The following is a 25,887-nucleotide window of genomic DNA, read 5'->3' on the forward strand; positions in this document are numbered from 1 at the left end:
AAACGAACATCAAGAAAGAGAGGAAAATTTATGAAAAAGAAACTGATCGCAGCAATTCTTACAGGAGCTATGCTGGCAGCCGGACTGACAACAAGTGTATGGGCTGACGGAGAAAAGACATTCGTATATGGAACAACAGGATACAGTGAAGAAATGGGTGATGCGGGACTGAATCCACATGATAACTATTCCGGATGGAGTGCACTCCGTTATGGTGTAGGGGAAACTCTTTTCAAATACAATGATAACATGGAAGTAGAGCCATGGCTGGCAACAGATTATGAATTTGTAGATGATACAACCGTTAAGATCACACTTCGTGACGGTGTCAAATTCTCCAGTGGACGCGATATGGATGCAGAAGCGGTTAAGGAATGTCTGGAGGATCTGATCGCTGTTCATGACCGTGCACCATACGATCTGAAAATTGACCATATTGATGCAGACGGACTGACACTTACCATTTATACGACAGAGCCATGCCCTGCGATCATCAACTATCTCGGTGATCCATATGGCGCGATCATTGACATGGATTATGGTATTCAGGGTGAAGGCGGTTCTGCAAATGTAGCCGGAACAGGTCCTTATATTGCAGAAAGCGTAACACCAACCCAGATCGACCTTGTTAAAAATGAAAATTACTGGGGTGGAGAAGTTAACGTAGATAAAATTACGGTGAAATCCTTTGCAGATGGAAGTGCACTGACAGCAGCGCTGCAGACAGGAGATATCCAGGGAACCTATGGACTTCAGTATGACAACTATTCTCTGTTTGACGGGAATCCGGATTATACGATCAATTCCTGTGCGACAAGCCGCTGTTTCTTCGGACAGTTCAATATGGATTCTGAAATTATGCAGGATCAGAATGTACGTAAAGCCGTTGAGATGGGAATCGACAAGGAAGGGTTTTGTTCTGTGATCATGGAAGACCGTGGAGTACCGGCAAAGGGAGCATTCCCAAGCAGTTTCTCTTATGGAAATGATGCAGTGGAAACTGTTTCCTATGACCCGGACGGAGCAAAGAAGCTTCTTGAAGAGTCCGGATGGACAGATACAGACGGTGATGGATACGCAGACAAGGACGGACAGAAGCTGACTATCAACTGGCTGACTTACCCGACACGTCTGGAACAGCCGAAGCTTGCGGAGTATGCACAGGCTACATTGAAGGATATCGGTATTGATGTGCAGGTAAACAATACTTCCGATCACAGAACTTTTGCTGAGAACGGAGATTTTGATGTTTATGTAAGCTCTACTACAACTGCACCGACCGGCGATCCGGAGTACTTCTTTACAAGTACAGTGGTAGGTGCAAAGAACTATGGAAACTATCAGAATGAAGAAGTAACGAAACTGACTGATCAGCTTCATCAGACATTTGACAAAGATGAAAGAGGTAAACTGGCTGTAGAACTGCAGCAGAAAATTCTTGATGATGATGCATTTTTCTTTGTATCTCATCTGAACATGGGAATCGTGACAAAATCTAACGTTACAGGTATGGCAGCACATCCATGTGATTACTATGAAATTACAGCTGAGCTGGATGTAGAGTAAAATTTGAGAGGTATACAAAAGTATGAATTCATTGCTTCGTGTAGAGCATGTGACAATTTCTTATAATGGAAAGTCGGTCGTTCAGGACGTCAGCTTTGAACTGAAACAGGGCGAGATTCTTGGAATCGTCGGAGAATCCGGCAGTGGTAAAAGCACGGTCATCAAAGCGATTATGGGCTTACTGGGCGAGGAAGGTCTGGTTGCGGAAGGTGACATCTGGTACAAAGGCGAAAATCTTACCAGTATGAGCGAGAAAAAACTCCGGGGATATTTGGGCAAAGAGATTGGAATGGTGTTTCAGGACTGCAAAGCGGCTTTGTGTCCTGTCCGGACGATCGGGGCACAGATACACGAAGCAGTATCAGAGCATGAGAAGATAAGCAGACAGGAGACATGGAAACGTGCAGGAGAGATTATGAAGAAGATTGGTCTGGACGACAGTGAACGTGTGCTGAACAGTTATCCTTTTGAACTTTCCGGAGGAATGAACCAGCGAGTAGGAATCTGTACAGCCATGATCATGCATCCGAATCTGCTTCTTGCAGATGAGCCGACCAGTGCACTGGATGTAACAGTTCAGAAACAGGTGGTGGAAGAGCTTCTGCTCATGCGAAAAGAATATCATACGGCAATGATTCTTGTAACACATAATATTGGTGTTGTAAAGATGATGGCAGACAGAATTCTGGTACTTCAGAACGGAGTGGTCAGAGATTACGGAGAAACGGATGCTGTGCTGAACCATTCTGAGGATCCATATACTAAGAAACTGATGAGCTCTGTGCTTCATTTGAAACGGGACTGAACTCAGGAGGCATGAAGAAATGACAGATATTATTTTAAAAGCAGAACACCTTAAGAAGGTTTTTGTCTCAGGAAAGAAGTCCATGACAGCAGTAGATGATGTCAGTTTCGAACTGAATCGGGGCGAATGTCTTGGAATTGTAGGAGAATCCGGATCCGGAAAAAGTACGATCGCCAAAATGATCACACATCTGGAATCTGTGACGGAAGGTCAGGTATTCCTCAAAGGAAAAGATATCACCCATGTGAAGGGGAAAGCCTTACGTGAAATTTATCAGGATATTCAGATGGTTTTTCAGATGCCGATGGAATCCTTTGACCCAAGATGTACTCTTGGAGATGGAATCGGGGAAAGTCTGCGGAATATGGGGATAAGCCGTTCGGAAACAGGCAGTCGTGTGGAAAAACTTCTGGAACGCTGCGGACTTGACAGAGAATTCGCAGATCGTTATCCGCATCAGGTCAGTGGTGGTCAGTGTCAGAGAGCAGCAATTGCCAGAGCCCTTGCAGTAAATCCTGAAATACTTATCTGTGATGAGGCGACAAGTGCATTGGATGTAACAGTTCAGAAACAGATTCTGGAACTTCTGATAGAGCTGAAACAGAAGGAACAGCTTTCGTTTCTTCTGATTTGCCATGACCTCGCACTGGTACAGGCATTCTGCGATAAGGTACTGGTACTTTATCATGGAAAAACAGTAGAATACGGAACTCCTGACGAGATCATCAATCATCCGAAGGAGGATTATACAAAGAAATTAATAGATTCAGTTTTATAAAATTAACAGCATAATAATCAGCGACAATAACCGGAGGGCAGGAATTATGGTTGTAAATGTTTTTCTGTCTGATGATTTTGAAGTGATGGATGCGTTTGACCCGATACAGATTTAAGAGCATGAACTGAAAATGATATAAAAAAAGTACTTCCCGCGGAGTTGGAAGTACTTTTTTAATGGGTTGAATGTGCATCATAATATGTGGAGGTCTGTGCACTTTTATTTGGTAGATAACACAATTCATGTGTTGATTGTATTTTAACAAAATGCAGTGTAAAAACAAGCCTCCCAGGGGGATGCAGAGCTATGAAAAAAGCGCAGGATCTATGCGATATATGAATAGGTCAATATCCCCCGGGGATGGTTATATATGGTCAAAAGTGATGGTATACTGATAAAACATGTTATGTATAATAAATAAAAATAAATCCTAAAAGTGTTGACAGACACAGCATTATGCATAAATGAGAACAAAAGGAGGAAATGAGATAATGAAGAGAAAATTACTGGCGGTTATGATGGCAGTTTGTATGACAGCATCATTTGCAGGGGGAACTGCAACTGTATTTGCGGCACAGGAAGAAAGTACAGCGAAGGACGAAGTGATCGTAACTATGCCGACGACATCTGAACCGGAATCCGGCTTTGACCCGGCGTATGGATGGGGAGCAGGAGAGCATGTACATGAACCTCTGATCCAGAGTACACTTACTATTACAAATACAGATCTTTCTATTGGTATGGATCTGGCAACTGACTATTCGGTAAGTGATGATGGACTTACCTGGACCGTTAAGATCCGTGATGATGTTAAATTTACAGACGGAGAACCGCTGACAGCATCGGACGTGGCATTTACATACAATAACTGCCGCGATAACAGTTCGGTCAATGATTTTTCCATGCTGAAAGAAGCAGTGGCGGTGGATGACACAACTGTTGAATTCCATATGAATACACCATTTGCGGTCTGGCCATATACCATGGCAATTGTAGGAATCGTTCCGGAGCATGCTTATGATGAAAATTACGGACAGAATCCAATTGGTTCCGGACGCTATATTATGAAACAGTGGGACAAAGGACAGCAGGTTATTTTTGAGGCAAATCCGGATTATTATGGAGAAGCGCCAAAAATGAAAAAAGTAACAGTCCTTTTCATGGAAGAAGATGCAGCACTGGCAGCAGCTCAGTCTGGCACGGTAGACGTGGCACATACAGCGGCATCCTATTCAGATATAACGGTTAACGGATATGATCTGTTCAGCGTGCAGACAGTGGACAACCGTGGATTCAATCTTCCGGCAACTGCGGCAGAAGAAATTGACGGAGTAATTTATGGAAATGACTTTACCAGTGATGTAGAAGTAAGACGTGCGATCAATATTGGCATTGACCGCGAAGAAATGATCGAAAATGTTCTGAACGGTTACGGAACTCCGGCATACAGCGTGTGCGACAAGATGCCATGGTACAATGAAGAGGCAGAAGTAGAATACGATCCTGATAAAGCAAAAGAAATTCTTGAAGCAGCAGGCTGGGCAGAAGGTGATGATGGAATCCGTGAGAAAGACGGTGCGCGTGCAGGGTTTACCATGCTGTATCCGGCATCTGATTCTGTTCGTCAGGCACTGGCAGAGGACAGTAAGAATCAGCTTGCCGAACTTGGAATTGAAGTGACAACAGAGGGTGTTGACTGGGATACTGCCTACACAAGAGCAGAGTCTGATCCGCTTGTATGGGGTTGGGGTGCACATACACCAATGGAACTGTACAATATCTATCACACAATGAGCAAGACCGGTCTTGCAGAATATTCTCCATATGCAAACGAAACCGTAGACAAATACATGGATGAAGCTCTGAAATCCAGTGATCTGGAAACGTCTTATGATCTCTGGAAAAAAGCCCAGTGGGATGACGAGAGCGGAATTATACAGGAAGGTGATATCCCGTGGATCTGGCTCTGTAATATCGATCATCTGTACTTTGTCAAAGACGGACTTAAGGTAGCTGACCAGAAGATCCATCCGCATGGACATGGCTGGTCTATCGTAAATAACGTAGATCAGTGGTCATGGGAGTAACAGATCTTGAATAATTTAAAAGCAAAATTTATCTTAAAAAATTTCATCAAAGTGCTGCTTCTGCTGTTTGCAGTCAGTGTTGCTGCTTTTGCACTTATGACAGCTTCTCCGATCGATCCTCTGAAAGCGAATGTCGGACAGGCTGCACTTGGAAGCATGAGTCAGGAACAGATTGCAAAACTTGAAGAATACTGGGGCGTGGGACAACCGCCCCTGCAGCGCTACATTGCCTGGTTCAGGGATTTTGTAAGGGGAGATATGGGAATATCTCTCCTTTATCGCCAGAAAGTTACGACAGTGATCGCGGTAAAACTTGGAAATTCTTTGTTCCTGATGATCATTGCGTGGGTTTTGTCCGGACTGATCGGATTTTTGCTGGGTTCACTTGCGGGTATGAATCGTGGAAAGCCGATTGATAAGATCATCAAAGGATACTGTCTGGTGATTTCCAGCACTCCGGCATTCTGGATTGCCATGCTATTGCTGATCATCTTTGGGGTATGGCTCAAAATACTTCCCATAGGATTAAGCGTACCGATTGGAGTGGAGGCAAGCGGAGTGACTTTTCTTGACCGCGTGCGTCATGCGATCCTTCCGGCAGTGACACTTTCCATCACAGGAATATCCAATATTGCCATGCACACCAGAGAAAAAATGATCGACATCTGCGACAGTGATTACGTACTTTTTGCAAAAGCAAGAGGAGAGAGCAGCTGGCAGATTTTCAAAAATCATGGTTTACGCAATGTCCTTGGTCCGGCCGTGACACTTCAGTTTGCTTCGATCAGCGAGATCTTCGGCGGCTCAGTACTTGTGGAGCAGGTCTTTTCCTATCCGGGACTTGGACAGGCAGCGGTCAGTGCAGGTCTTGGAAGTGATATGCCGCTTCTGATGGCGATTACGATCATAAGCGCATTGTTTGTGTTTGGAGGAAACTTTATAGCGAATATTTTGTACGGAGTCATTGACCCACGAATCCGAAGAGGGGGTGTGGGAAGATGAATAACAGATGGAATCGCAGAAAAACGCTGGTGCTCTGGCTTGTTATCGCAGTGGTGTTTCTTGCAGCAGTCTGTATCGGCGGTTTGTTCTGCGAAGATGCAGCAAGGGCAACAGATTTTTCCAGAAAGAACATTGCACCCTGCCTGAAATATCCGTTTGGTACAGACTGGCTTGGAAGAGATATGTTTGCGCGGACAGTCAGAGGACTTTCTATCAGTATCATCATAGGAGTATGTGCAGCTACGTTCAGTGCGGTCATGGCATTTATTCTGGGGGTTGTATCTGCAACAATGGGAAAAACAGCAGATACCATTGTGACATGGATCATAGATCTGGTTATGGGAATCCCACATATGCTTCTTCTGATCCTTGTCTGTGTTGCATGCGGAAGAGGAATTAAGGGAGTCATTCTTGGAGTTGCGCTGACGCACTGGACATCTCTGGCGAGACTGATCAGAGGTGAAGTGCTGCAGCTCAAAGAACAGATCTATATAAAAACAGCCAGAAAACTTGGAAAAAGCAACCTGTATATTGCGATGAAACATATGGCTCCACATCTGCTTCCGCAGTTTATAGTCGGACTTGTTCTTCTTTTTCCACATGCGATCCTTCATGAATCCGGTATTACTTTTCTTGGGTTCGGACTGTCAAACGAGCAGCCTGCAATTGGAATTATTTTGTCAGAAGCAATGAAATATCTGATCACAGGCAAATGGTGGCTTGCACTGTTTCCGGGAATCATGCTGGTGATTACCGTTGTATGTTTCTATACAACAGGAGAAAACCTTCGCAGACTGCTGGATCCGGCAAGTGCACACGAATAGGAGATTAAAATGGATAAGGAAAAAATTCTGGAAATCAACAATTTGAAAATATCCTTTACCCAGTACCAGAAAGGAATGCAACAGACAGAACTGCCTGTGATCAAAGACTTAAGTGTCACAATCCACGCAGGAGAAATGGTGGCAGTAGTCGGCTCTTCCGGCTCAGGCAAAAGTCTGCTGGCACATGGAATCCTGAGGATTCTGCCATATAATGCAGAAATGGGTGGAGAAATACGATACTGCGGAAAGCCTCTGACAGAAAAAAATATCCGAAAACTGCGGGGAAAAGAGATTGTTCTGGTTCCACAGAGTACAGCTTATCTGGATCCTCTGATGAAGGTAGGAAGGCAGATCTGCAAAGGACTGAAAGATAAAGAAAAGAAGCATCGTCTGGATACAATTTTTGAGGAATATTCGCTGGACAAAAAGGTTCAGGAGCAGTATCCGTTTGAGCTTTCCGGAGGAATGACCAGAAGAATTATGATCTCTACGGCGTTGGTCGAAAAGCCTAAGCTGGTTATTGCAGATGAGCCGACACCGGGACTGGATCCGAAACTTGCCAAACGTGCAATGGAACATTTCCGGCAGCTTGCAGATATGGGAGCTGCCGTTCTTGTCATTACACATGATCTGGAACTTGCATTGGAAACGGTGGACAGAGTACAGGTATTTTATGCCGGACATACGATAGAAGATGCGTCGGTGGATGATTTTGAGAGGGAAGAAACTCTGCGCCATCCATATACCAGAGCGCTTTGGCGTGCAATGCCGAAGCATGGTTTTCATTATATTGGTGGTGTACAGCCCTATGTAAAAGATAATCTGCAGGGATGTCCGTTTGCACCGCGATGTGACATGGCATCGCGGGAATGTCAGGGTGAAATTCCATGGAAAGTTTCCGGAAGTGGATACGTGAGGTGCATATTATGAAACTTGAGGTCAGAGATCTGTCCTTTTGGTATGAGGAAAAAGGCAGACAGATATTGAGTCAGTTCAGCCTGAGTGCAGACAGCAGTGAACGTGTGGGAATCATAGCTCCCAGCGGCTTTGGAAAAACAACTCTGTGTAAGATTCTGTCCGGATACGAAACACCGCAAAGCGGCGAGGTACTTCTTGACGGCAAACCGCTTAAAGAATATGGTACATACTGCCCGGTACAGATGATCTGGCAGCACCCGGAGCAGGCAGTAAATCCGAGACTTCGCATGAAAAATGTAATCGAAGAGGGAGACAGGACAGATCCGGAACTGATTGAAAAGCTGGGAATAGAACCCGACTGGATGAACAGATTTCCGACAGAGCTTTCGGGAGGAGAACTTCAGCGATTCTGCATTGCAAGGGCATTGGGACAGAGAACACGTTTTCTTCTCGCGGATGAGATTACAACTATGCTGGATCTTATTACCCAGAGCCAGATCTGGCATTTTCTCATAGAGGAGACAGAACGGCGGAATATAGGGATGCTGGTAGTCAGCCACAACCCGGAACTGATCGGGAAAGTATGTACAAGAATTGTTGAACTGAATAAATAATTGAGCACCGGTTTATCAGGCTGTAGTATGGAAAGTCAGGCTTGATAGACTGGTGCTTTTCTTTTTCTCTGTATGAAAAACCACCAAAATCTGTTGATTGAAATTGTGCATAAGAACTAAAAATACAATAATTTATTTAAGTATATTGATACAAGTAACAAATAATGTATAATGACATCATAAATTGGTTCAACCAATCAACCACAGTACCACAGAACCAAAGAAATGTGCAAAGAAAGGAAAGAAAGAAATGACAGACAATCAGGATTTACTGGCAATGACACATGTGGGTGAAGATCCGCACAAATACATGAAATCAGTTACACCACCGGTTTTCATGAACTCACTTCATGTATTCGACACAGTGAAAGACTATTTTGATGTAGATATTTTTAATGATGAATTTTACTATGGAAGAGCATCTAACCCGACTGTTGCAATTCTTGAGAAAAAGATCGCAGCACTGGAGCACGGTTCAAGAGCAGTTGTATTTTCCGCAGGAATGGCAGCATGCGCAGCGGCAATCTTAAGAGTCTGCACAGCAGGAAGCAATGTAATCTGCATTAAAGAAAGCTATGGTCCGGTACAGCATCTTCTTGATGAGTTCCTTGGACCGAAATACAATGTTTCTGTTACATATGTAGACGGAAGAACAGTCAAAGAATTTGAAGATGCGATCCGTCCGGAAACAAAGATGATCATTCTTGAGAGCCCTACCACACTTTTATTCAATGTTGTAGATCTGGAAGGTGTTGCAAAACTTGCAAAAGAACACGGCATTAAAACTTACATTGACAACACATATTCCACACCACTTTTCCAGAAGCCACTGGATATGGGAATCGACATTGTTATGCACACAATGACAAAATACATCGGTGGACACAGCGACCTGGTAGGTGGAGTACTTGTTTCCAAAGATGAACAGCTGATGCGTGACCTTATGGTTCAGAGAGACTGGTTCGGCGGTGTTATGGGACCTATGGAAGCATGGCTTGCAATCCGTGGACTCCGTACACTTGATGTACGTATGCAGAGACATTATGAGACAGCAATGGAAGTTGCAAAATTCCTTGAAAAACAGCCAAAAGTAAAACGTGTATTCTTTACAGGACTTCCGTCTCACCCACAGTATGAACTTGCGAGAAAACAGCAGAAGGGTGAATGTGGTCTGATGAGCCTTGAGATCGACGGAACACTTGAAGAGACAGAGACCTTTGTAAACAGTCTGAAACTCTTTGAAAAAGGATGCTCATGGGGCGGATTCGAGAGCCTTGCAATCGCTTATACATATAACTGGACAGACGAGCAGTGTGCATTCCTGAATGTATCACGTAATATTGTCAGAATCCACTGTGGACTTGAAGGAACAGAAAACCTGATTGCAGACCTGAAACAGGCACTGGACAAAATATCATAAAAGAGAACTTTCATGGAAGCAAAAAAGAAAGAAATTAAGAAACCAACGCTTTTTACGGCAGTACTGCCATTGATTTTTATGTTTGTTGTCCTCTTTACAGGACTGGTAATTTACAGCATTGATATCAAGATCCTTCAGATCATCAGCCCGAAATATATTATCATCACTTCCTTCCTTGTTACTGTAATCCTTTCTGTAAGTACAGGTACTTCCTGAGGTGCAGCAGGTACAGTAGGAGCCGCTCTTATCAGTGTGGCAGCAGGTATGGGAGCACCGCTTCCGGCAGTTGCAGGTGCGATCGTAGCAGGTGCATACTTCGGAGACAAAATATCACCACTTTCTGACAGTACAAATATGTTTGCCATTGCAACAGAGACAAACCTGTATCAGCATATCGGACATATGTTTTATACAACCGTTCCTGGATTTATCGTAAGCTGTATCGTTTATCTGGTCGCAGGAGCACATTTTGCAAGTGATTCACAGGTTGGACAGGTAGATGAGATCATCAATACTCTTGGTAAACTTTTCAATCTGAGTCCTTTTATTTGGTGCTAAAGTATGCGGGAAAAACTGCCGGTGGCAGGTTCTCTGTATCGTGGCTTCTGCATAAAGCAGAAAATTATAGAAATTGAGGAAACTTTATGAATAATGAAACAAATACTTCTTCGGATCAGGGAAACAGAATCTCGATGAAGCCGATCGAGAAAAAATCTCTGTATCTGAAGATCTCGGATTCAATTTATCGTTATATTCAGATGAATAATCTGCAGCCGGGAGATAAACTTCCATCCGAGCGTGATATGTCCGCCATGCTTCAGACAAGCAGAAATTCAGTACGTGAAGCTCTGCGTATACTGGAAGACCGCGGACTGATCTATGTAAAGACCGGAAGTGGTGTGTTTATTAATAATCCATATGGAGAAAATAATTCTCTGACGATTCAGCTTACGAACTGTACGCTGACAGAGATGGAGGAGCTTCAGAATGCACTTGATCACGAAGCAGTAAAAAATGCGATGGAGAGAGGAACGATTCAGGAAAAAGACCAGCTGGTAGCGACAGCAACAGAGATGGTCCGTCTGGCTTCTGATAATCTCTACAGCCATGTGCTGGACCGCAGTTTTCATGACAGTCTGTACAAGATCGGACGAAATAATGCGATTGAGCAGATGATCAACAAGATTCGTTCTTATCGTTTTATTCAGCAGGAAGATTCCCAGAATGGAAATGATTCCATCTGGCTTGCTACGATTCCGCAGCATCTGGCACTGGCACAGGCTCTTAAAGACTGTAAACTGGCAGCCGCGATTCAGGCGATCGATGAGATCAATGAGTATGGATTCAAAATTGCAAGAAAATAAATATAATCAGTGATATAAAAACTGCCACCTGAGAGGGACGTATCAAATGTTAGTTTCTCTCCCAGGTGGCAGCTTCTTTTAGATTCGTATCGTCCGGTTCAGAAAGTGCGAGATGAATTTAAAGGACCGGTCTCTCGAATATCATCCGGAGAGTTCCTGACGGGATTTTATAAAAAGACAGGCTGATTCCTGTTGTAACACTGGTCATATATTTGAGTGCATACCTCTGAACAGTAACTAATTCAATGGAATTACAGATTTTTACATGGGACTCCCAGATTGGGAAAGGTCTGAACAGCTCGTATATGCAGGATGTACTTGGAGCAGCGAGAAATCATGGAAGAACTGGATACGGAAATAAGGGTTGGAGAATTGATCGATACCATAGAATATGATTATCCAACATTTCACCTTTCCATGGATTGCTTCTGGTGTGAAGTAGTCGCAGGGCATCTGGAACTGAAAGAAGCGGAAGCTGCAAAATGGCTTACGAAGGATCAATTGGATAGTGTTGTCTGGCTGCCGGCGGATATTACATTGATTGACAAGATTCGTGAACAAATGTGAGCTGGAAAAGTTTATGACTGAATGCGAGTGTAGCAGAAGGTGTCAAAAAAAGACGATAATTTGTACAATAATCACAATATTCATGTGCAAAAGTAAAAAAAACATAAAAAAATCGCCGATTATTAGAAATACAGTCGGCGATTTTTTGTGTATAATGGATATATCATGAATGAGGGAAGAAAAGGAGGAACTATGGAAAAGGTATTACTGAACATGAAGGCCATAAGCAAAACTTTTGGAAGTGTGCAGGCATTAAAAGAAGTTTCTCTGGACCTTTATGCGGGTGAAGTACTTGCTCTGATGGGAGAAAACGGAGCAGGAAAATCTACACTGATGAATATTCTCAGTGGTTCTCTTCAGCCTACAAAGGGTGAAATTTATCTGAAAGGTGAAAAAGTAACTGTACCGGGACCGATCGCAGCAAAAAAGCTTGGAATTTCTAAAATCCATCAGGAACTTCAGATTGTTCCGGAAATGAGCGTGGCAGAAAATATTTTTCTTGGCAGATGGATGAAAAAAAAGGGCGGATCGGTTGATTTTGAGACGATGGCTGCAGAGGCTCGTAAATATCTGGAGATGCTGGATGTACACGTTGATCCGGCAACAAAATTAAAAGATTTAAGAATCGGAGAGCAGCAGCTGGTTGAGATCGCAAAGGCGATATCATTGAATTCTGAAATTATTATCATGGATGAACCGACTTCCGCCATCAGTGAAAAAGAAGCCGAAAAGCTGTTTACAATTATTCGAAAGCTTCGTTCAGAGGGAAAGGGAATTATATACATCACACATCGAATGGAAGAAATTTTCCAGATCGCAGACAGACTTACTGTAATGCGTGATGGAACGTATATAGGTACCGTAAAGGCCTCTGAGACCTCAAAAGATGAGATCATAAAGATGATGGTCGGACGTGATATGAGCGAGCAGTATCCTAAAGATCCTACTGAAAAAGGCGAGATTGCTCTTAAAGTAGAAAACCTCACATACACTCCACCAGAAGGAAGTTTCCGAAGATCACTCAAGAATATTTCCCTGTATGTAAGACATGGTGAAGTTCTTGGAATCGCAGGACTTGCAGGTGCAGGAAGGTCTGAACTTTTCGAATGTCTGGCAGGTGTGCATTACAAAGATACCACAGCAAAGATTTTTATCGATGGTAAAGAAGTAACTATAAAAAATCCTGCAGATGCGATCAAAGCGGGCATTTCTTTTGCAACTGAAGACAGAAAGGGAACGGGTCTTGTTTTGCAGAGATCTATTGGAGAGAATATGTCTCTTCCTCTTCTGAAAAAATTCAGTCCGACATTTTTTATGAAATCCGGGGAAGAGAAAAAAGAATGGAACAAACAGATGGAAACTCTCAGAATAAAAGCTCCTGGAACGAAGACTCTCGCCAGTGCGCTTTCCGGAGGAAATCAGCAGAAGGTTGTACTTGGAAGATGGTTGATGACGGAACCGAAAATTCTTCTTCTGGATGAACCCACTCGAGGAATTGACGTAGGTGCAAAAGCAGAAATATACCAGTTGATCAACAATCTTGCGAAACAGGGGATGGCGATTATTGTAGTATCCTCAGAGCTTCCGGAAGTAATCGGTATTTCAGACAGAATCGTTACTTTCTGTGAGGGAGAACTGACGGGTGAATATCTCCAGGAAGAAGCTACACAGGAAAAACTTCTTCAGAGTGCAACAAAATAAGGAGGGTGGACAGATGGATAACAAAAAGAAAATGAAAGCTATGATCAAGCAGATGCAGAGTGTAATTGCACTGGTTATTATCTTTGTGGTCGCATCTACAATCTGCATTAAGGATGGCAGAAATAACTTTCTGGACATAAGAAACCTGATGAACGTGCTGAGAGCCGTATCAGAAAATGGAATCATTGCAATTGGTATGACGATTATTCTGATCCTTGGCGATATTGATCTTTCTGTAGGTTCTGTTGTAGGTCTTATCTCAACAGGATGTGCATATCTGATGGTAAAGAGTGGTCTGGGATTTGTACCGGCTATTCTTGTAAGTCTTGGAATCGGAGCACTGTTTGGACTGTTTAATGGATTATGTATCACAAAGCTGAGACTTCAGGCTTTTATCGTTACCCTTGCATCTATGAATATCGCGAGAGGACTTGCAAGATTCTGGGCAAACGGAATCGGGATCCCGCTTGCATATGGTAAAGGTGAAGGAATGGCTCCACCGGCATTTGAAGTACTTCAGATGCGTCTCTGGGGAATCGTACCTGTACCGGCAATCATCTTTATTGTTCTTCTGATTGTTTTTCAGATCATTCTGAGTAAAACAAGATTCGGAAGACAGGTATATGCGATTGGTGGAAATAAGAATGCTGCATATCTTTCAGGTATCAAAGTAGACAGAATTAAGATCTATGCATTTATGATCTGCGCAATGCTTTCATCTGTTGCTGCTATGATTCACGCAGCTCAGATCAGCCAGGGTGGACCGAACGAAGGTCAGGGCTATGAACTTAACGCAGTTGCAGCCTGTGCCATTGGAGGAACAAGTCTTGCAGGCGGCAAAGGAACTGTTTTTGGTACACTGATTGGAGCACTTATCCTTGGTATGCTGGATAATGTCCTTGGTCTTAAAGGCGTCAATTCAAATCTTCAGCTGATGGTTAAAGGATTTCTCATCATTATTGCAGTATTTATGCAGGCAGATAAAGTGAGTGATTGATAATAAAAGAAAATAATTCTCAGGTTCTGTCCGGCAGCAGGACCGGGGAATAAAATAATAAATAAAAGCGATGCCGGAGAAAGAAGGTAAGTATGAATAAAAAAGCGATCAGTATCCTCTTAACAGCAGCTATGGGTGTTTCTGTTCTGGCAGCAGGCACAGTTACAGTCAGTGCAGCAGAGAAAAAGGACAAATATGTGATCGGAATGTCACAGTGTAATCTTGGTGAACCATGGCGTGTAGCTATGAATGATCAGATTGCAATGGCAGCAGAAAAACATCCGGAATTTGAGGTTATTTTTGCAGATGCTGCTCAGGATAACTCCAAACAGATTGCAGATATTGAAAACTTTGTACAGATGGGTGTAGACCTCATCATTACATCTCCTAACGAAGCTACACCACTTACTAATGCAGTCAGTGCAGCTTATGATGCAGGAATCCCGGTTATTCTTCTTGATAGAAAGATTGACGGAGACAAGTATACTCAGTTTATCGGTGCAGACAACGTAGATATGGGACGTATCGCAGGAGAATATGTTGCAGATACACTTCTTCCTGACGGTGGTAAAGTTTGTGAGATCAAAGGTCTTGAAGGAACTTCTGGTGGAATCGACAGAGATAACGGTTTCCGTGAAGGAATCAAGAAAAATGACAAGATTGAAATCGTAGCTGTAAACAATGCAGACTGGCTTCGTGAAAAAGCAATCACAGTTGCAGAAGAAATGCTTCAGACAAATGATGAGATTGATCTTTTCCTGGCGTTAAATGACCCGATGGCAGAAGGTGCATATATTGCTGCTAAGAATGCAGGAAAAGAAGGAGACATCCTTTTCGTTGGATTTGATGGACTTCCTACACCTGATGGTGGAATCCGAAGCGTTATGGACGGAAGACTCAGCATGACTCAGGTTTATCCTACAGGTGGTACAGAAGCAATCGAAAGTGCTTATCAGCTGCTTGTTGAAGGTAAAGAGCTTGATAAAACTCTGACTCTTACTTCTGAAATCGTTGTCCCGGATAATGCAGAAGAACTCCTTGCAAAATACGGCGGATCTGCAGAATAATCAGATTTGAAAAATTATAAAAATGAAATATAGTACGATGCGAAGAAACGGGAATGGCTTAGGCTGTTCCTGTTTTTTCTTTCTGTTTGACATGAAGAGATACTTACTATATCATGGGAGAATAGACAGATAAAAGGAGGATAATATGTTCAGTAAACTGAAAAGAATTCTGCATCCGGAAAATATGCTGTTCAAAATGATCATACTGAACTGTGGCCTGCTTTTGTTAGTTACATTGGTCCTTACAGCTGCTGGAAACTATATATATGAGGAATCTATTGCAGAAAGATCCTATGCAAACACAATGGAGATCCAGAATCAGGTGTTGAAATCGCTTGATCTGATTTTTAAATCTGTAGAGGATAATGTTGAGGCTTTGGGAAATTATCCGGAAGTACAAGAGTATTTAAAAGTAGATGCTGAAAAGCAGCAGGCAAGCCGTGTAGAATTGGAAAGACAGGTGCGAGATCTTCTTCTGGATTATTCCAGAATCTACAGTGAATATTTGAATATTGTTGTTGTCAGTGAGAAAGGCCAGTATCTTTCTAATGATTCATACCGAGTCAAAAAGCTTCCGCTTACGGAAGAAAAATGGTATCAGGATGCGGTTCTGGCAAATGGAGAACTGGTTTTAAATCCTACCAGTCTGGGACGAAATTTGAAAGCCTGGAAAAACTACAGTACGGACAGTTATGTCAGCACAGCTAAATTAATCTGTGACAGACAGACGTCTGCGGGGATTGGTGTGATCCTTATAGATTTGGATTTGAAGAGCATTCAGAATCTTGTCGAAGATATTACAATGGGACAGACTGGATTTGGTTATATACAGGATAGTCAGGGACATGTACTTTATGCACCAAAAAATGAAGTTGTATATCGAATGAATCCGAACTGGGTCATGGACGGAGAGAGCGGACGTGTCAGATGTCGGATAAAGGGAAAAGATTATAATGTTATATATAGTCATTCAAAATATACAGACCTGACTGCAGTTGGAGTGTTTGACTGGGGTAAAACCATCGAAGGCATTTCCAGAGCAAGGACAGTTTCGAAATGGATTGCAGTTATAATAATGATCTTTGCGGCAGGAGCAACGGTTATTTTTTCGGCATCCATTACAAGACCTATTTCGACGCTTTCAAAACTTATGAAAAAAGCGCAGACCGGAGATATGACGGTCCGTTTTGAAAATCATTATAAAGGTGAAATAGGGCAGCTGGGAGATTCTTTTAATGCAATGGTAGAAAAAATAAATGAACTTCTTGGTGTTGTATACAAAGAACAGAAAAATAAAAGAGAAGCAGAGCTTAAGATTCTTCATGAGCAGATTAAGCCGCACTTTCTTTATAATACACTTGATACGATACAGTGGATGGCAAAGCAGTACCATGCGCAGGATATTGTTGATCTGGTGCTTGCTTTGTCAGGATTTTTCCGTATCAGTCTGAGTCATGGAAAAGAATTTATTACATTGGAACAGGAAGTTTTAATGGTGAAGAATTATCTGGATATCCAGAAAGTAAGATATGAGGATCTGTTTGAATATAAAACAGAGATTGAAGAAGGCCTGGGAAATTATATGGTATTAAAAATCTGTCTTCAGCCTCTTGTGGAAAATGCTCTTTACCATGGAATAAAGGAATCTGATCAGGACAGAGGAACTATATGGATCCGTGCTTTTTCAGAATCAGATGATTCAATCATACTTAAGGTAGAAGATGACGGTGCTGGCATGAGTCAGGAAAGAATGAATCAATTGAATTCCTGGCTGAAACTGAAAGAACGCGGAGAAGAAATAAAAGCCTATGGAATGTTGAATGTAAATGACCGCATAAAGATTGCTTACGGTGACGAATACGGACTTCATTATGAAAAGAGAACGGGAGGAGGTACCGTGGCTGTTGTAAGGCTCAGACGGCTGCAGAAAGAAGTATGTGGAAAGTTTTGATTGCTGATGACGAACCGAAAATTCGTCAGGGATTAAAAAGTGTATTAGAGGAAATGCAACTACCAATTACCGTTTGTGCAGAGGCACGGAATGGAATGGAAGCACTGGAAAAAGCGGAACAGTCTCAGCCGGATTTTATTCTGATGGATATCTGTATGCCTAAGCTGAGTGGTATAGAGTTTTTGGAAGAACTGAGAAAGCTGGATCAAAACTGTCCGGTGATCGTAATCTCTGGGTTTAATGAGTTTTCCTATGCGAAACAGGCAATTAAGCTGGGAGTTTCGGAATATCTTCTGAAACCGATTGCGGAGGAAGAACTCAAGGCTGCAGTAGTAAAAGTGATTGAAGAGATAAAACAGAAGCGAAAATCTGAAAAATTCATGGAACTTGTAAAACAACAGATGGTTCAGAATCAGGATTATCTGAGAGATGTGTTTTTCAATGAATGGATGGAAAGTAAATTATCCAGATCCGAATGGGAAGAACAGGCAAGATTTCTTGACATGGATTTTCCGGATAATATGATTCTCATACTTGTGTCCGTTCAGTCCAGTTATGACAAAAAAATTGATAAAGGTACGGTAACTGAGGAAATATATAAGATTACCCATGAAAAAATTATCAGAGAACTTATGAATCCATATAATATAATAAGTGTATTTTCCAGTAAGTATGAGGATGTTGCGATCATTATGGAAAAACTGCCAGAGAATCTTCAGAAGTTCTGTACAGATATTCAGTTACAGACAGAAGAAAAAGTGGGTGGAAAGTGTTTTATTACAGTAAGAGAATGTACCTTTGAAACACTTCCTGAAACTAGCCGTGAGATGCGCCGTGAAGTGCAGAAAATGCAGGAATGCAGACCAATCGTCCAGGATGCAAGAAAATATATTTATGCCAATTACCAGGATAGAAATCTGGATCTCAGGCAAGTGTCGCATGCAATTGGCTGTAATTCTTCTTATATTAGCAGAATTATGAAACAGGAACTGGGAATATCTTTTAAAGATTTTCTGACCAGGCTTCGCATCAGTCAGGCGGTTCGGCTTATGGAAGACAGGGAATTGTCTATTAATCAGATTGCAGAAAAAGTAGGTTACAGTAATCAGCATTATTTTTCTGCTGCATTTAAAAACTGTCAGGGTATGTCACCTTCTGAATTTCGTAAAAATATGCTGCAGATTGACAGAAACGGATTATAACTATGAAGAGAATATGGAAAGCAGGGATAGTGGTACTGCTTGTGGCGGCAACGGTCTTACTTACGATCAGTACGCAGTATAGCAAAAAAGAAGAGGTATCTACAGATAGTTATCAGTATCTGATTGGTGTTAGTCTTCCGAATGTAATAGAACCGTGGCTAAACAATTTTGTTGATGTTTTTGCAGAAAAAGTATCCCAGGATAAAAAAATAAATGTAATATTTCGAGATGCAGCCGGAAATCCGGAAAAACAGAGTCAGGATATTGAGACGCTGATGGAGTATGGGATAGACATTCTGATAGTTTCCCCGGATGGAAGTGACAGCCTTGACGCTGTTCTTTCAGAAGCTTATCAGCAGATACCGGTCATACTGACTGGTGTTGGTTCAGGAACGGAGGATTATACGTGTCTTATCCAGTCGGATGAGCAGAAAATTGGAAGGCTTGCAGGAGAGTATGTTCTAAATAATCTTTATAAAAAAAATAAAAAGATTGTGGTCTTTCAGGGGGTGGAAGAATCCCCGGTATCCAAGCAGAGACTGAAGGGTTTTCATGATTCTGTTCAGGGTACAATACCGGAAGAAGATATCACTTATTACTGTGGGGACTGGCTTCGGGATCGAGCAGAGCTCAGGATGAAAGATTATCTGATCTCGCATGATTCTGCGGATATAGTCTTTGCTTTTAATGATGATATGGCATACGGTTCATATCAGGCCTGTCAGCAGTACAGGATTGAGGGCAAGGTGCATCTGATTGGAGTGGATGGATTTGAAGGAGAAAGTGCCGGGCTGAGTCTGCTAGACAAAGGTGTGCTGGATGCAACGATACAGACACCGGATTTTGGCGGACTTTCTTATGAAATTGCAAGAAAACTTCTTGAGGGGAAGAAGGTTGATAAAAATATTATTATTCAGCCAGAATTGATTCTTCAGGGAGGAGCGGAAAGGAAAGAGTAATTGTAGTTATGAAAAAGAGTCTGAGGATGACAGAGGGAAGTATCTCTAAAAAGATCATTTTTTTGCTTTATAGGATTAGGGTGTCAAAAGCCCATTTTAATATTTGATTTTATGCTGCTTTCTCCAGTCATGCATACAGATTGTACAAATCCTGAAGATACTGGAAATTGCCCGAAAGGAATACGAGGACATTCCAGCTAACCCCTGAACAGTAACATGGGAAGCCCCCAGAAACCTGCATGAAATGTTTGACATCACAAGTGAAGAAGTACTGAGATACATACCGGATTACAAAATCAATCTGATTGCGCCCGCAGAGATGACAGATGAAGAAATCAATCAGTTTCAGACAGATTTTCGAGAGGTGATGCTATTTGTCAAATACTCAAAGGATAAAAAATATCTGAAAAAACTTGTTTCAGAAGACACTCATTTCAGCAGTATGAATGTGAAAACAGCACGGGTGATCAGTGCAGTTACAGGTATAGAAATTGAAGCGGAAGATTATATCTGTCTGTATACGAAAAGATAGTTTAAGTATCCGCGCGGGAGTTGGTGCTTGCGTATCCGAGAGGTAATTGTGGCGATGTAAAATTCGACAAAATAAAAGAGAAATTTTCTTGTAATTCCTAAGCCAACTCTTTATACTGAAAATATATTTTCAAAAATTGTGAGGGGAAAGGAAAGTTATAATGGAAGAGAAAAATACTTATCAGTTCCCATGGAAAAAATTGAAATAAAGCTTTCCGGAAAAGGCGAATTATGTCGACATGTGAAGAAAGTAAACGTCAACTTTATGAAGGAATCATTGAGGGCAGACCGATACCCGAGCTGGAGACGATTTTGTGGGATGCAGTTGTGGCATACCAGAATCAGCCGTTGCGAACACTCTCTGGTCTTGAATTTTCTTACACTGTAAAGCATAAGAAAAACGGGGAATACAGTGGGGAACTTCTCGTTTCCCGCAAGGAAACCAGCAAAACACTGACAAGAAGCTCTGTGATGCTGGCATTTCATAAGGTACTGGAACAGATAGAAGTCACAGAGAAAGACGGGACAGTATTATTTACACCACCGTCATATAAAGGGCCGAAGGCCATTGGACCGATTTTTGGAATTTCCTATATTTTCAGTTTGTTTCTGGCGCTTGGATTGATTAAGACCGCAGACAGAAATATCAGGAAAGATAACCAAATATAAAAATTAAAGACATGGAGGATGCACATGAAAAGAAAAAATCTGATGATGAAAAAGCTGAGTGCAGTGCTCATCTCAGCGACAATGATGCTCAACGGGGGGTGCCAATTCAGGCAGCTTCTGCAGAGCTGACAGATCCATATGCGAATGAGGCGCTTTCTGATGGAGTCGGAGACGAAGCAGAGAATCTGGAGATAGGAACAGATGAAGAAACGGTAAATGAATCCACAGACGAAGAAGAAAATATTGAAATCGAAGCAGAAGATGAGTTTGACAGTGCAGATGATGGCGAAGAAGAGGCTCTTGATATCGAAAGTGAAACAGAAGATGCGATGATGGAATCCGGCGATTCCGGAGAAAGTGCATTTTATTCTGAGCAGCGTGTTGAATATCACAACAAATTTAAAGATGAAGAAGAATATTGGCTTTCTGCTGGGCAGGGAAGCTCTTTCTCATTTGAGACTGAAAAAGTAGTATATAAAGAGGATGGTAATATTGATTACAGTGCGACTGAGAAGGTGAGATATGAGATCATCAGTGTAGTGAACAGTAATCCTGATGCTGTAAGCGTTACATATTCTGAAGGTGGCAGTAGTGTTGCTTATCAGTGCAAAGAGATCGGCGATGCTGATCTTACGGTGACGTATAAATTGCCTGATGATGAAACAGAAACAACATATACATGGTTATGCCATATGCATGTGACAGATGTCCAATATACTGTAAAGCTGGCAAAGACAAATGCGTTTCAGAACCCTATCTATAGCGGTGGGCGTGACAACACAATGGTTACAGGCACCAAGGCAGTGATTACAGCCGGTATTGATTCATACAACGAGTACGAACGGAGAAATAGTACGGTTGTTGACAAAAATACATTGTATGAGGGCTCCGATTATACCTTTGAATGGAGCATTAGTGATGATCCAAATGTTACACTTACGTCTAATGCTAATCAATGTGAGCTTCAGGTGGGTAATCAGAGTCAGGGAGGAAGGTTTAAGTTATCTCTGAAGACTACTGTTGTAAAGGCAACTGCATCAAAAGACGGATCAGTCACCAAAGCATGCAGCGGCTGTGATATTAAGGAGACGACAGTGATTCCTTATGTAAAGACCATTGCACTCTCCAAAACATCTTATGTTTATAATGGCAAGGTTCAGAAACCGTCAGTGACCGTGAAGGATGCAAAGAACGGCAGTCTGAAGCTCAACACGGATTATACAGTAACTTATTCAGGCGGACAGAAAAATGCAGGTACTTATAAGGTGGTGGTCAAGGGTAAAGGCAATTATGATTTTACGAAGACACTGACTTATAAGATCACAGTGTCAAAAACCGGTAAGGTGACAGTGAAGAAGGGGCTGAAAAAAGGAACCTATAAGGTAAAAATCAAAGTTTCCGCAGCCGCTGTGACAAACTATAATGCAGCATCGGCGACTAAGACGATCAAAGTAGTTGTAAAATAAAATATAACGATACTATAACGATCCCGGACTCAATTATTTCAAAAGTAATTGAGCCCGGGGTTTTTTTAGGGACACGTTTAGGGCAGATATTTTTTACAGAAAATATCTTGACATTCTCTTTTTTTAGATATATACTTTGATAATCAAAATATTCTAAAACCAAAACAAATAAGAATATGAGGAAACAACAATTATGAATAAAGAACAGACCATAACCGGTGTCATCCGGGGAACGGGAGCCTGTGTACCAAAGCGTATTCTGGATAATAAAGAAATTGCAGGCTTTGTAGACACCAGCGATGAGTGGATCCGGGAAAGGACGGGCGTGAGAAGGCGGCGCATCGCAGAAAAAGAAACGACAGTTTCGATGGCATGCGAGGCGGGACGCCAGGCAGTCGAAGAAGCCGGAATTTCACCGGATGAGATCGACATGATCCTCGTTGCAACAGGTTCGCCGGATCAGATTTTTCCGTGCACTGCCTGTCGGGTGCAGGAAGCACTTGGAGCGGATGGAGCAGTCGGATTTGATCTTAATGCCGCTTGCAGCGGATTTCTTTTTGCTTACAATACTGCACAGGCATACATTGCATCTGGTATTTACCGAACCGTGCTGGTAATCGGAAGTGAGAGCATTTCGAGGCTGGTTGACTGGACAGATCGCGGTACCTGCATTTTGTTTGGAGACGGAGCCGGAGCGGTTCTGCTTCAGGCAGCAGAGGGAAAAACTTACCGTCCGGCGGCACACTCGGATGGAAGTGGCGGTGCAGCACTTACCGGTCCGGGTGTCAGAAACAGGATCCGCAGTATTGATAAAGATGGCCGAGAATCAAAAACAGAATACATTACCATGAATGGCAAGGATGTCTTTCAGTTTGCAGTTCGCAAAGTTCCGCAGGTGATACAGGAAGTTTTAAAAGAAAATGAACTTTCTGTGGAGGATATTGACTGGTTTGTTCTTCATCAGGCGAATGCAAGGATCGTGGATGCAGTTGCAAGACGGCTGCGTATAGGAATGGAGAAATTCCCGATGAATCTTCAGGATTATGGAAATACCTCATCTGCCAGCATTCCGATTCTTTTGCATGAACTGAACCGAAATGGTGTCCTGAAAAAGGGACAGAAACTTGTTCTGGCAGGTTTTGGAGCAGGCCTTTCGTGGGGCGCCAGTATTCTGGAGTGGGATATCAAGGGCTGAAAATTCCAAATATAAAAGCAGATATCCCCAATATAAGAGCAGATATTCTAAAACATAAAAAATAAATTGTAAAAAAGGAGAAAACAAAAATGTTAGAAAGAATTATTGAACTTACAGCAGAAACTTTAGGAGCAAACGCAGCAGAGATTACAGCAGAGACTTCCTTTATGGATGATCTTCATGCAGACTCTCTTGATCTCTTTGAACTGGCAATGGCACTTGAGGAAGAATTTTCCGTAGAGATTCCGAGCGAAGATCTCGAAAAGATCACCACTGTAGCAGATGCAATGAATTACCTGACAGAGCATCAGGCATAAGAGTTACAGGTTAAGAGGATTTTATTATGAAGACAGAAATCACAGAATTATTGGGAATTGAATATCCGGTGATTCAGGGCGGTATGGCATGGGTGGCAGAATGTCATCTGGCAGCAGCCGTATCCAATGCAGGCGGTCTTGGACTGATCGCAGCAGGCGGAGCACCGGCAGAATGGGTAAGAGAGCAGATCCGGGAAACAAAAAAACTGACCGATAAACCGTTTGGTGTCAATATTATGCTGATGAATCCGGAATCAGAAAAAGTTGCGAAGGTAATTGTGGAAGAAGGCGTCAAAGTCGTGACCACAGGAGCCGGAAGCCCGGAAAAATACATGGCAGACTGGAAAGCAGCCGGAGTTAAAGTGATTCCGGTCGTAGCATCTGTAGCACTTGCAAAACGTATGGAACGCTGTGGCGCAGATGCAGTCGTTGCGGAAGGATGCGAAGCAGGCGGACATATCGGAGAACTTACTACGATGGTGCTGGTTCCGCAGGTCGCAGATGCAGTGAACATTCCGGTGATTGCAGCCGGCGGCATTGCAGACGGCAGAGGAATGGCTGCGGCTTTTATGCTTGGCGCAAAAGGAATCCAGATGGGAACTGTTTTTGCTGCATCCAAAGAATCTGTGATTCATGAAAACTATAAAAACAGCATTCTCAAAGCAAAAGATATCGACAGCCGTGTTACAGGAAGAAGTACCGGTCATCCGATCCGTGTTCTGCGTAATGATATGGCGCGTAAATATCTGGAACTGGAAAAATCCGGAGCACCGTTTGAAGAACTGGAACAGCTTACCCTGGGAAGCTTAAGAAAAGCAGTTCAGGAAGGTGATACAAAGAACGGAAGTCTGATGGCAGGTCAGATTGCAGGAATGATCAAAGAGGAACGCACCTGTGCAGACATTATCAGCTCGACAGTTTCAGAAGCCGGCAAACTGATGAATGGAGTAAGTGCAAATGAGTAAGATTGCTTTTATTTATCCGGGACAGGGGGCACAGGCTATTGGAATGGGCGCAGATTTTTATGAAAAAAGCCCTTTATCAAAAGCTGTATTCGATCAGGCATCCGAAGTGGTTTCGCTGGATCTGAAGAAACTCTGTTTCGAAGAAAATGATCTTCTGAACAAAACAGAATATACACAGGTGGCAATGGTAACTGCCTGTCTTGCGATGACAAGAGCCGTAGAAGCCATGGGACTTCATGCTGATATGACGGCCGGTTTAAGTCTTGGTGAGTACTGCGCAATTGCGGTGGCAGGCGGGATGTGTGATCTGGATGCAATCCGCACGGTGCGTGCAAGAGGGATTTTTATGGAACATGCAGCGCCGGAAGGAACAGGAGCAATGTCTGCAGTACTCGGACTTGATGCAGGTGTGATCGAGGATGTTTTAAGAGACAGAGAGGGTGTATCCATTGCGAATTATAACTGTCCGGGACAGATCGTGATCACCGGAGAGGCGAAGGCAGTTGCCGAAGCAGGAAATGCGCTTAAAGAAGCAGGTGCAAGAAGAGTACTTCCGCTTAAAGTCAGTGGGCCTTTTCATTCACCGATGATGCAGCCGGCAGGAGAAGAACTGGCGAAGGTTTTTGCCGGAGTCAGCATGAACCCATTGAAGCTGCCGTATGTGGCAAATATCAATGCGGAAGTTGTCACGGACTGCGGAAAAATTGAAGGACTTCTGGTAGCGCAGGTCAGCGGTTCTGTTCGCTGGCAGCAGAGTGTGGAGACCATGATCCGCGAAGGAGCAGATACTTTTGTGGAGATCGGACCGGGCAAAACACTGACAGGATTCCTTAGAAAAATCGATAAAAATGTAAAAGCTTATCACATCGGAAGCTGGGAAGAAGCTGTTTCGGTGTGCGAGGAACTGAAACAGAAATAGACA

25 protein-coding genes and 1 pseudogene are annotated in these 25,887 nt (G+C 42.7%); all 26 read left to right on the forward strand.

The genetic code is table 11. The features are described 5' to 3' along the window. Positions 1-30: 30 nt before the first annotated feature. The 26 genes and pseudogenes from H8Z79_RS13355 to fabD all read left to right on the forward strand — a co-directional run bounded on the left by H8Z79_RS13355 (position 31) and on the right by fabD (position 25,884). The gene (locus tag H8Z79_RS13355; RefSeq protein ID WP_187002884.1) at positions 31-1,566 is read left to right on the forward strand and encodes an ABC transporter substrate-binding protein; all 1,536 of its coding nucleotides are present in this window, start codon (positions 31-33) and stop codon (positions 1,564-1,566) included. Positions 1,567-1,588: 22 nt separating this feature from the next. Then, positions 1,589-2,371, forward strand: coding sequence for an ABC transporter ATP-binding protein (locus H8Z79_RS13360; protein WP_118050020.1), 783 nt, complete (start codon positions 1,589-1,591; stop codon positions 2,369-2,371). Positions 2,372-2,390: 19 nt separating this feature from the next. Beyond that, positions 2,391-3,149: an ABC transporter ATP-binding protein gene (locus tag H8Z79_RS13365; protein WP_187002885.1), complete on the forward strand. Its 759-nt coding sequence runs from the start codon at positions 2,391-2,393 to the stop codon at positions 3,147-3,149. A 530-nt stretch (positions 3,150-3,679) separates the two neighbouring features. Next, positions 3,680-5,236 carry an ABC transporter substrate-binding protein gene (locus H8Z79_RS13370; protein ID WP_408609898.1) on the forward strand — a complete coding sequence of 519 codons (1,557 nt, stop codon included), beginning with the start codon at positions 3,680-3,682 and terminating at the stop codon, positions 5,234-5,236. 6 nt (positions 5,237-5,242) lie between these two features. Further along, positions 5,243-6,238 carry an ABC transporter permease gene (locus tag H8Z79_RS13375; protein ID WP_225877001.1) on the forward strand — a complete coding sequence of 332 codons (996 nt, stop codon included), beginning with the start codon at positions 5,243-5,245 and terminating at the stop codon, positions 6,236-6,238. Next, complete coding sequence (locus tag H8Z79_RS13380; RefSeq protein WP_187002887.1) at positions 6,235-7,062, forward strand: ABC transporter permease; 828 nt, start codon at positions 6,235-6,237, stop codon at positions 7,060-7,062. Before H8Z79_RS13375 ends, H8Z79_RS13380 begins: the two co-directional genes overlap by 4 nt. Before the next feature lie 9 nt (positions 7,063-7,071). Continuing rightward, positions 7,072-7,992 carry an ABC transporter ATP-binding protein gene (locus H8Z79_RS13385; protein WP_187002888.1) on the forward strand — a complete coding sequence of 307 codons (921 nt, stop codon included), beginning with the start codon at positions 7,072-7,074 and terminating at the stop codon, positions 7,990-7,992. Further along, the gene (locus H8Z79_RS13390; RefSeq protein ID WP_187002889.1) at positions 7,989-8,594 is read left to right on the forward strand and encodes an ABC transporter ATP-binding protein; all 606 of its coding nucleotides are present in this window, start codon (positions 7,989-7,991) and stop codon (positions 8,592-8,594) included. The genes H8Z79_RS13385 and H8Z79_RS13390 overlap by 4 nt, the downstream gene beginning before the upstream one ends. Positions 8,595-8,844: 250 nt before the next feature. Next, positions 8,845-10,014, forward strand: a complete 1,170-nt coding sequence (locus H8Z79_RS13395) for a trans-sulfuration enzyme family protein (RefSeq protein ID WP_015540634.1) — start codon at positions 8,845-8,847, stop codon at positions 10,012-10,014. Between the two features lie 12 nt (positions 10,015-10,026). After that, positions 10,027-10,230 (forward strand): hypothetical protein, encoded by a 204-nt coding sequence (locus tag H8Z79_RS16975; protein ID WP_225877002.1) that lies wholly within the window; start codon positions 10,027-10,029, stop codon positions 10,228-10,230. A gap of 36 nt (positions 10,231-10,266) precedes the next feature. Continuing rightward, complete coding sequence (locus H8Z79_RS16980; RefSeq protein ID WP_243037291.1) at positions 10,267-10,572, forward strand: Na+/H+ antiporter NhaC family protein; 306 nt, start codon at positions 10,267-10,269, stop codon at positions 10,570-10,572. An 86-nt stretch (positions 10,573-10,658) separates the two neighbouring features. Further along, on the forward strand, positions 10,659-11,378 hold the full coding sequence (locus H8Z79_RS13405) for a FadR/GntR family transcriptional regulator (protein ID WP_015540636.1): 720 nt from the start codon (positions 10,659-10,661) through the stop codon (positions 11,376-11,378). A gap of 324 nt (positions 11,379-11,702) precedes the next feature. Then, a pseudogene (locus tag H8Z79_RS13410) lies at positions 11,703-11,945 on the forward strand (8-oxo-dGTP diphosphatase MutT); the annotation flags it as partial. 192 nt (positions 11,946-12,137) lie between these two features. Beyond that, the gene (locus H8Z79_RS13415) at positions 12,138-13,646 is read left to right on the forward strand and encodes a sugar ABC transporter ATP-binding protein (protein ID WP_118050026.1); all 1,509 of its coding nucleotides are present in this window, start codon (positions 12,138-12,140) and stop codon (positions 13,644-13,646) included. A gap of 13 nt (positions 13,647-13,659) precedes the next feature. Further along, positions 13,660-14,643 carry an ABC transporter permease gene (locus tag H8Z79_RS13420; RefSeq protein WP_072522400.1) on the forward strand — a complete coding sequence of 328 codons (984 nt, stop codon included), beginning with the start codon at positions 13,660-13,662 and terminating at the stop codon, positions 14,641-14,643. 92 nt (positions 14,644-14,735) lie between these two features. After that, a complete protein-coding gene (locus tag H8Z79_RS13425; protein WP_072522399.1) occupies positions 14,736-15,710 on the forward strand; it encodes a substrate-binding domain-containing protein in 975 nt (324 codons plus the stop codon). A gap of 145 nt (positions 15,711-15,855) precedes the next feature. Then, complete coding sequence (locus H8Z79_RS13430) at positions 15,856-17,661, forward strand: cache domain-containing sensor histidine kinase (RefSeq protein ID WP_015540641.1); 1,806 nt, start codon at positions 15,856-15,858, stop codon at positions 17,659-17,661. Then, positions 17,646-18,863, forward strand: a complete 1,218-nt coding sequence (locus tag H8Z79_RS13435) for a response regulator transcription factor (protein WP_015540642.1) — start codon at positions 17,646-17,648, stop codon at positions 18,861-18,863. The genes H8Z79_RS13430 and H8Z79_RS13435 overlap by 16 nt, the downstream gene beginning before the upstream one ends. Positions 18,864-18,865: 2 nt before the next feature. Then, complete coding sequence (locus H8Z79_RS13440) at positions 18,866-19,822, forward strand: substrate-binding domain-containing protein (protein ID WP_187002890.1); 957 nt, start codon at positions 18,866-18,868, stop codon at positions 19,820-19,822. A 244-nt stretch (positions 19,823-20,066) separates the two neighbouring features. Further along, complete coding sequence (locus H8Z79_RS13445) at positions 20,067-20,354, forward strand: hypothetical protein (protein WP_118040191.1); 288 nt, start codon at positions 20,067-20,069, stop codon at positions 20,352-20,354. Positions 20,355-20,584: 230 nt separating this feature from the next. Next, positions 20,585-21,022, forward strand: a complete 438-nt coding sequence (locus H8Z79_RS13450; RefSeq protein WP_015540644.1) for a hypothetical protein — start codon at positions 20,585-20,587, stop codon at positions 21,020-21,022. Positions 21,023-21,033: 11 nt separating this feature from the next. Continuing rightward, the gene (locus H8Z79_RS13455; RefSeq protein ID WP_187002891.1) at positions 21,034-22,488 is read left to right on the forward strand and encodes a hypothetical protein; all 1,455 of its coding nucleotides are present in this window, start codon (positions 21,034-21,036) and stop codon (positions 22,486-22,488) included. A gap of 193 nt (positions 22,489-22,681) precedes the next feature. After that, positions 22,682-23,683 (forward strand): beta-ketoacyl-ACP synthase III, encoded by a 1,002-nt coding sequence (locus H8Z79_RS13460; protein WP_015540646.1) that lies wholly within the window; start codon positions 22,682-22,684, stop codon positions 23,681-23,683. A gap of 89 nt (positions 23,684-23,772) precedes the next feature. Continuing rightward, the gene (gene acpP, locus H8Z79_RS13465) at positions 23,773-24,000 is read left to right on the forward strand and encodes an acyl carrier protein (protein ID WP_015540647.1); all 228 of its coding nucleotides are present in this window, start codon (positions 23,773-23,775) and stop codon (positions 23,998-24,000) included. Positions 24,001-24,026: 26 nt separating this feature from the next. After that, the gene (fabK, locus tag H8Z79_RS13470; RefSeq protein WP_015540648.1) at positions 24,027-24,965 is read left to right on the forward strand and encodes an enoyl-[acyl-carrier-protein] reductase FabK; all 939 of its coding nucleotides are present in this window, start codon (positions 24,027-24,029) and stop codon (positions 24,963-24,965) included. Further along, positions 24,958-25,884 (forward strand): ACP S-malonyltransferase, encoded by a 927-nt coding sequence (gene fabD / locus H8Z79_RS13475; RefSeq protein ID WP_187002892.1) that lies wholly within the window; start codon positions 24,958-24,960, stop codon positions 25,882-25,884. Before fabK ends, fabD begins: the two co-directional genes overlap by 8 nt. Positions 25,885-25,887 lie beyond the last annotated feature (3 nt).

Source organism: Blautia intestinalis (genome assembly GCF_014297355.1).
Classification (GTDB): Bacteria; Bacillota; Clostridia; order Lachnospirales; family Lachnospiraceae; genus Blautia_A; species Blautia_A intestinalis.

Coding starts and splice junctions, on each gene's coding strand:
- H8Z79_RS13440 (WP_187002890.1), top strand. CDS start 18,866: ATGAAGAGAATATGGAAAGCAGGGATAGTGGTACTGCTTGTGGCGGCA.
- fabK (WP_015540648.1), top strand. CDS start 24,027: ATGAAGACAGAAATCACAGAATTATTGGGAATTGAATATCCGGTGATT.
- H8Z79_RS13360 (WP_118050020.1), top strand. CDS start 1,589: ATGAATTCATTGCTTCGTGTAGAGCATGTGACAATTTCTTATAATGGA.
- H8Z79_RS13380 (WP_187002887.1), top strand. CDS start 6,235: ATGAATAACAGATGGAATCGCAGAAAAACGCTGGTGCTCTGGCTTGTT.
- fabD (WP_187002892.1), top strand. CDS start 24,958: ATGAGTAAGATTGCTTTTATTTATCCGGGACAGGGGGCACAGGCTATT.
- H8Z79_RS13420 (WP_072522400.1), top strand. CDS start 13,660: ATGGATAACAAAAAGAAAATGAAAGCTATGATCAAGCAGATGCAGAGT.
- H8Z79_RS13430 (WP_015540641.1), top strand. CDS start 15,856: ATGTTCAGTAAACTGAAAAGAATTCTGCATCCGGAAAATATGCTGTTC.
- H8Z79_RS13455 (WP_187002891.1), top strand. CDS start 21,034: ATGGAGGATGCACATGAAAAGAAAAAATCTGATGATGAAAAAGCTGAG.
- H8Z79_RS13405 (WP_015540636.1), top strand. CDS start 10,659: ATGAATAATGAAACAAATACTTCTTCGGATCAGGGAAACAGAATCTCG.
- H8Z79_RS13395 (WP_015540634.1), top strand. CDS start 8,845: ATGACAGACAATCAGGATTTACTGGCAATGACACATGTGGGTGAAGAT.
- H8Z79_RS13365 (WP_187002885.1), top strand. CDS start 2,391: ATGACAGATATTATTTTAAAAGCAGAACACCTTAAGAAGGTTTTTGTC.
- H8Z79_RS13460 (WP_015540646.1), top strand. CDS start 22,682: ATGAATAAAGAACAGACCATAACCGGTGTCATCCGGGGAACGGGAGCC.
- H8Z79_RS13370 (WP_408609898.1), top strand. CDS start 3,680: ATGACAGCATCATTTGCAGGGGGAACTGCAACTGTATTTGCGGCACAG.
- H8Z79_RS13445 (WP_118040191.1), top strand. CDS start 20,067: ATGTTTGACATCACAAGTGAAGAAGTACTGAGATACATACCGGATTAC.
- H8Z79_RS13415 (WP_118050026.1), top strand. CDS start 12,138: ATGGAAAAGGTATTACTGAACATGAAGGCCATAAGCAAAACTTTTGGA.
- H8Z79_RS16975 (WP_225877002.1), top strand. CDS start 10,027: ATGGAAGCAAAAAAGAAAGAAATTAAGAAACCAACGCTTTTTACGGCA.
- acpP (WP_015540647.1), top strand. CDS start 23,773: ATGTTAGAAAGAATTATTGAACTTACAGCAGAAACTTTAGGAGCAAAC.
- H8Z79_RS13385 (WP_187002888.1), top strand. CDS start 7,072: ATGGATAAGGAAAAAATTCTGGAAATCAACAATTTGAAAATATCCTTT.
- H8Z79_RS13390 (WP_187002889.1), top strand. CDS start 7,989: ATGAAACTTGAGGTCAGAGATCTGTCCTTTTGGTATGAGGAAAAAGGC.
- H8Z79_RS13425 (WP_072522399.1), top strand. CDS start 14,736: ATGAATAAAAAAGCGATCAGTATCCTCTTAACAGCAGCTATGGGTGTT.
- H8Z79_RS13450 (WP_015540644.1), top strand. CDS start 20,585: ATGTCGACATGTGAAGAAAGTAAACGTCAACTTTATGAAGGAATCATT.
- H8Z79_RS13355 (WP_187002884.1), top strand. CDS start 31: ATGAAAAAGAAACTGATCGCAGCAATTCTTACAGGAGCTATGCTGGCA.
- H8Z79_RS13435 (WP_015540642.1), top strand. CDS start 17,646: ATGTGGAAAGTTTTGATTGCTGATGACGAACCGAAAATTCGTCAGGGA.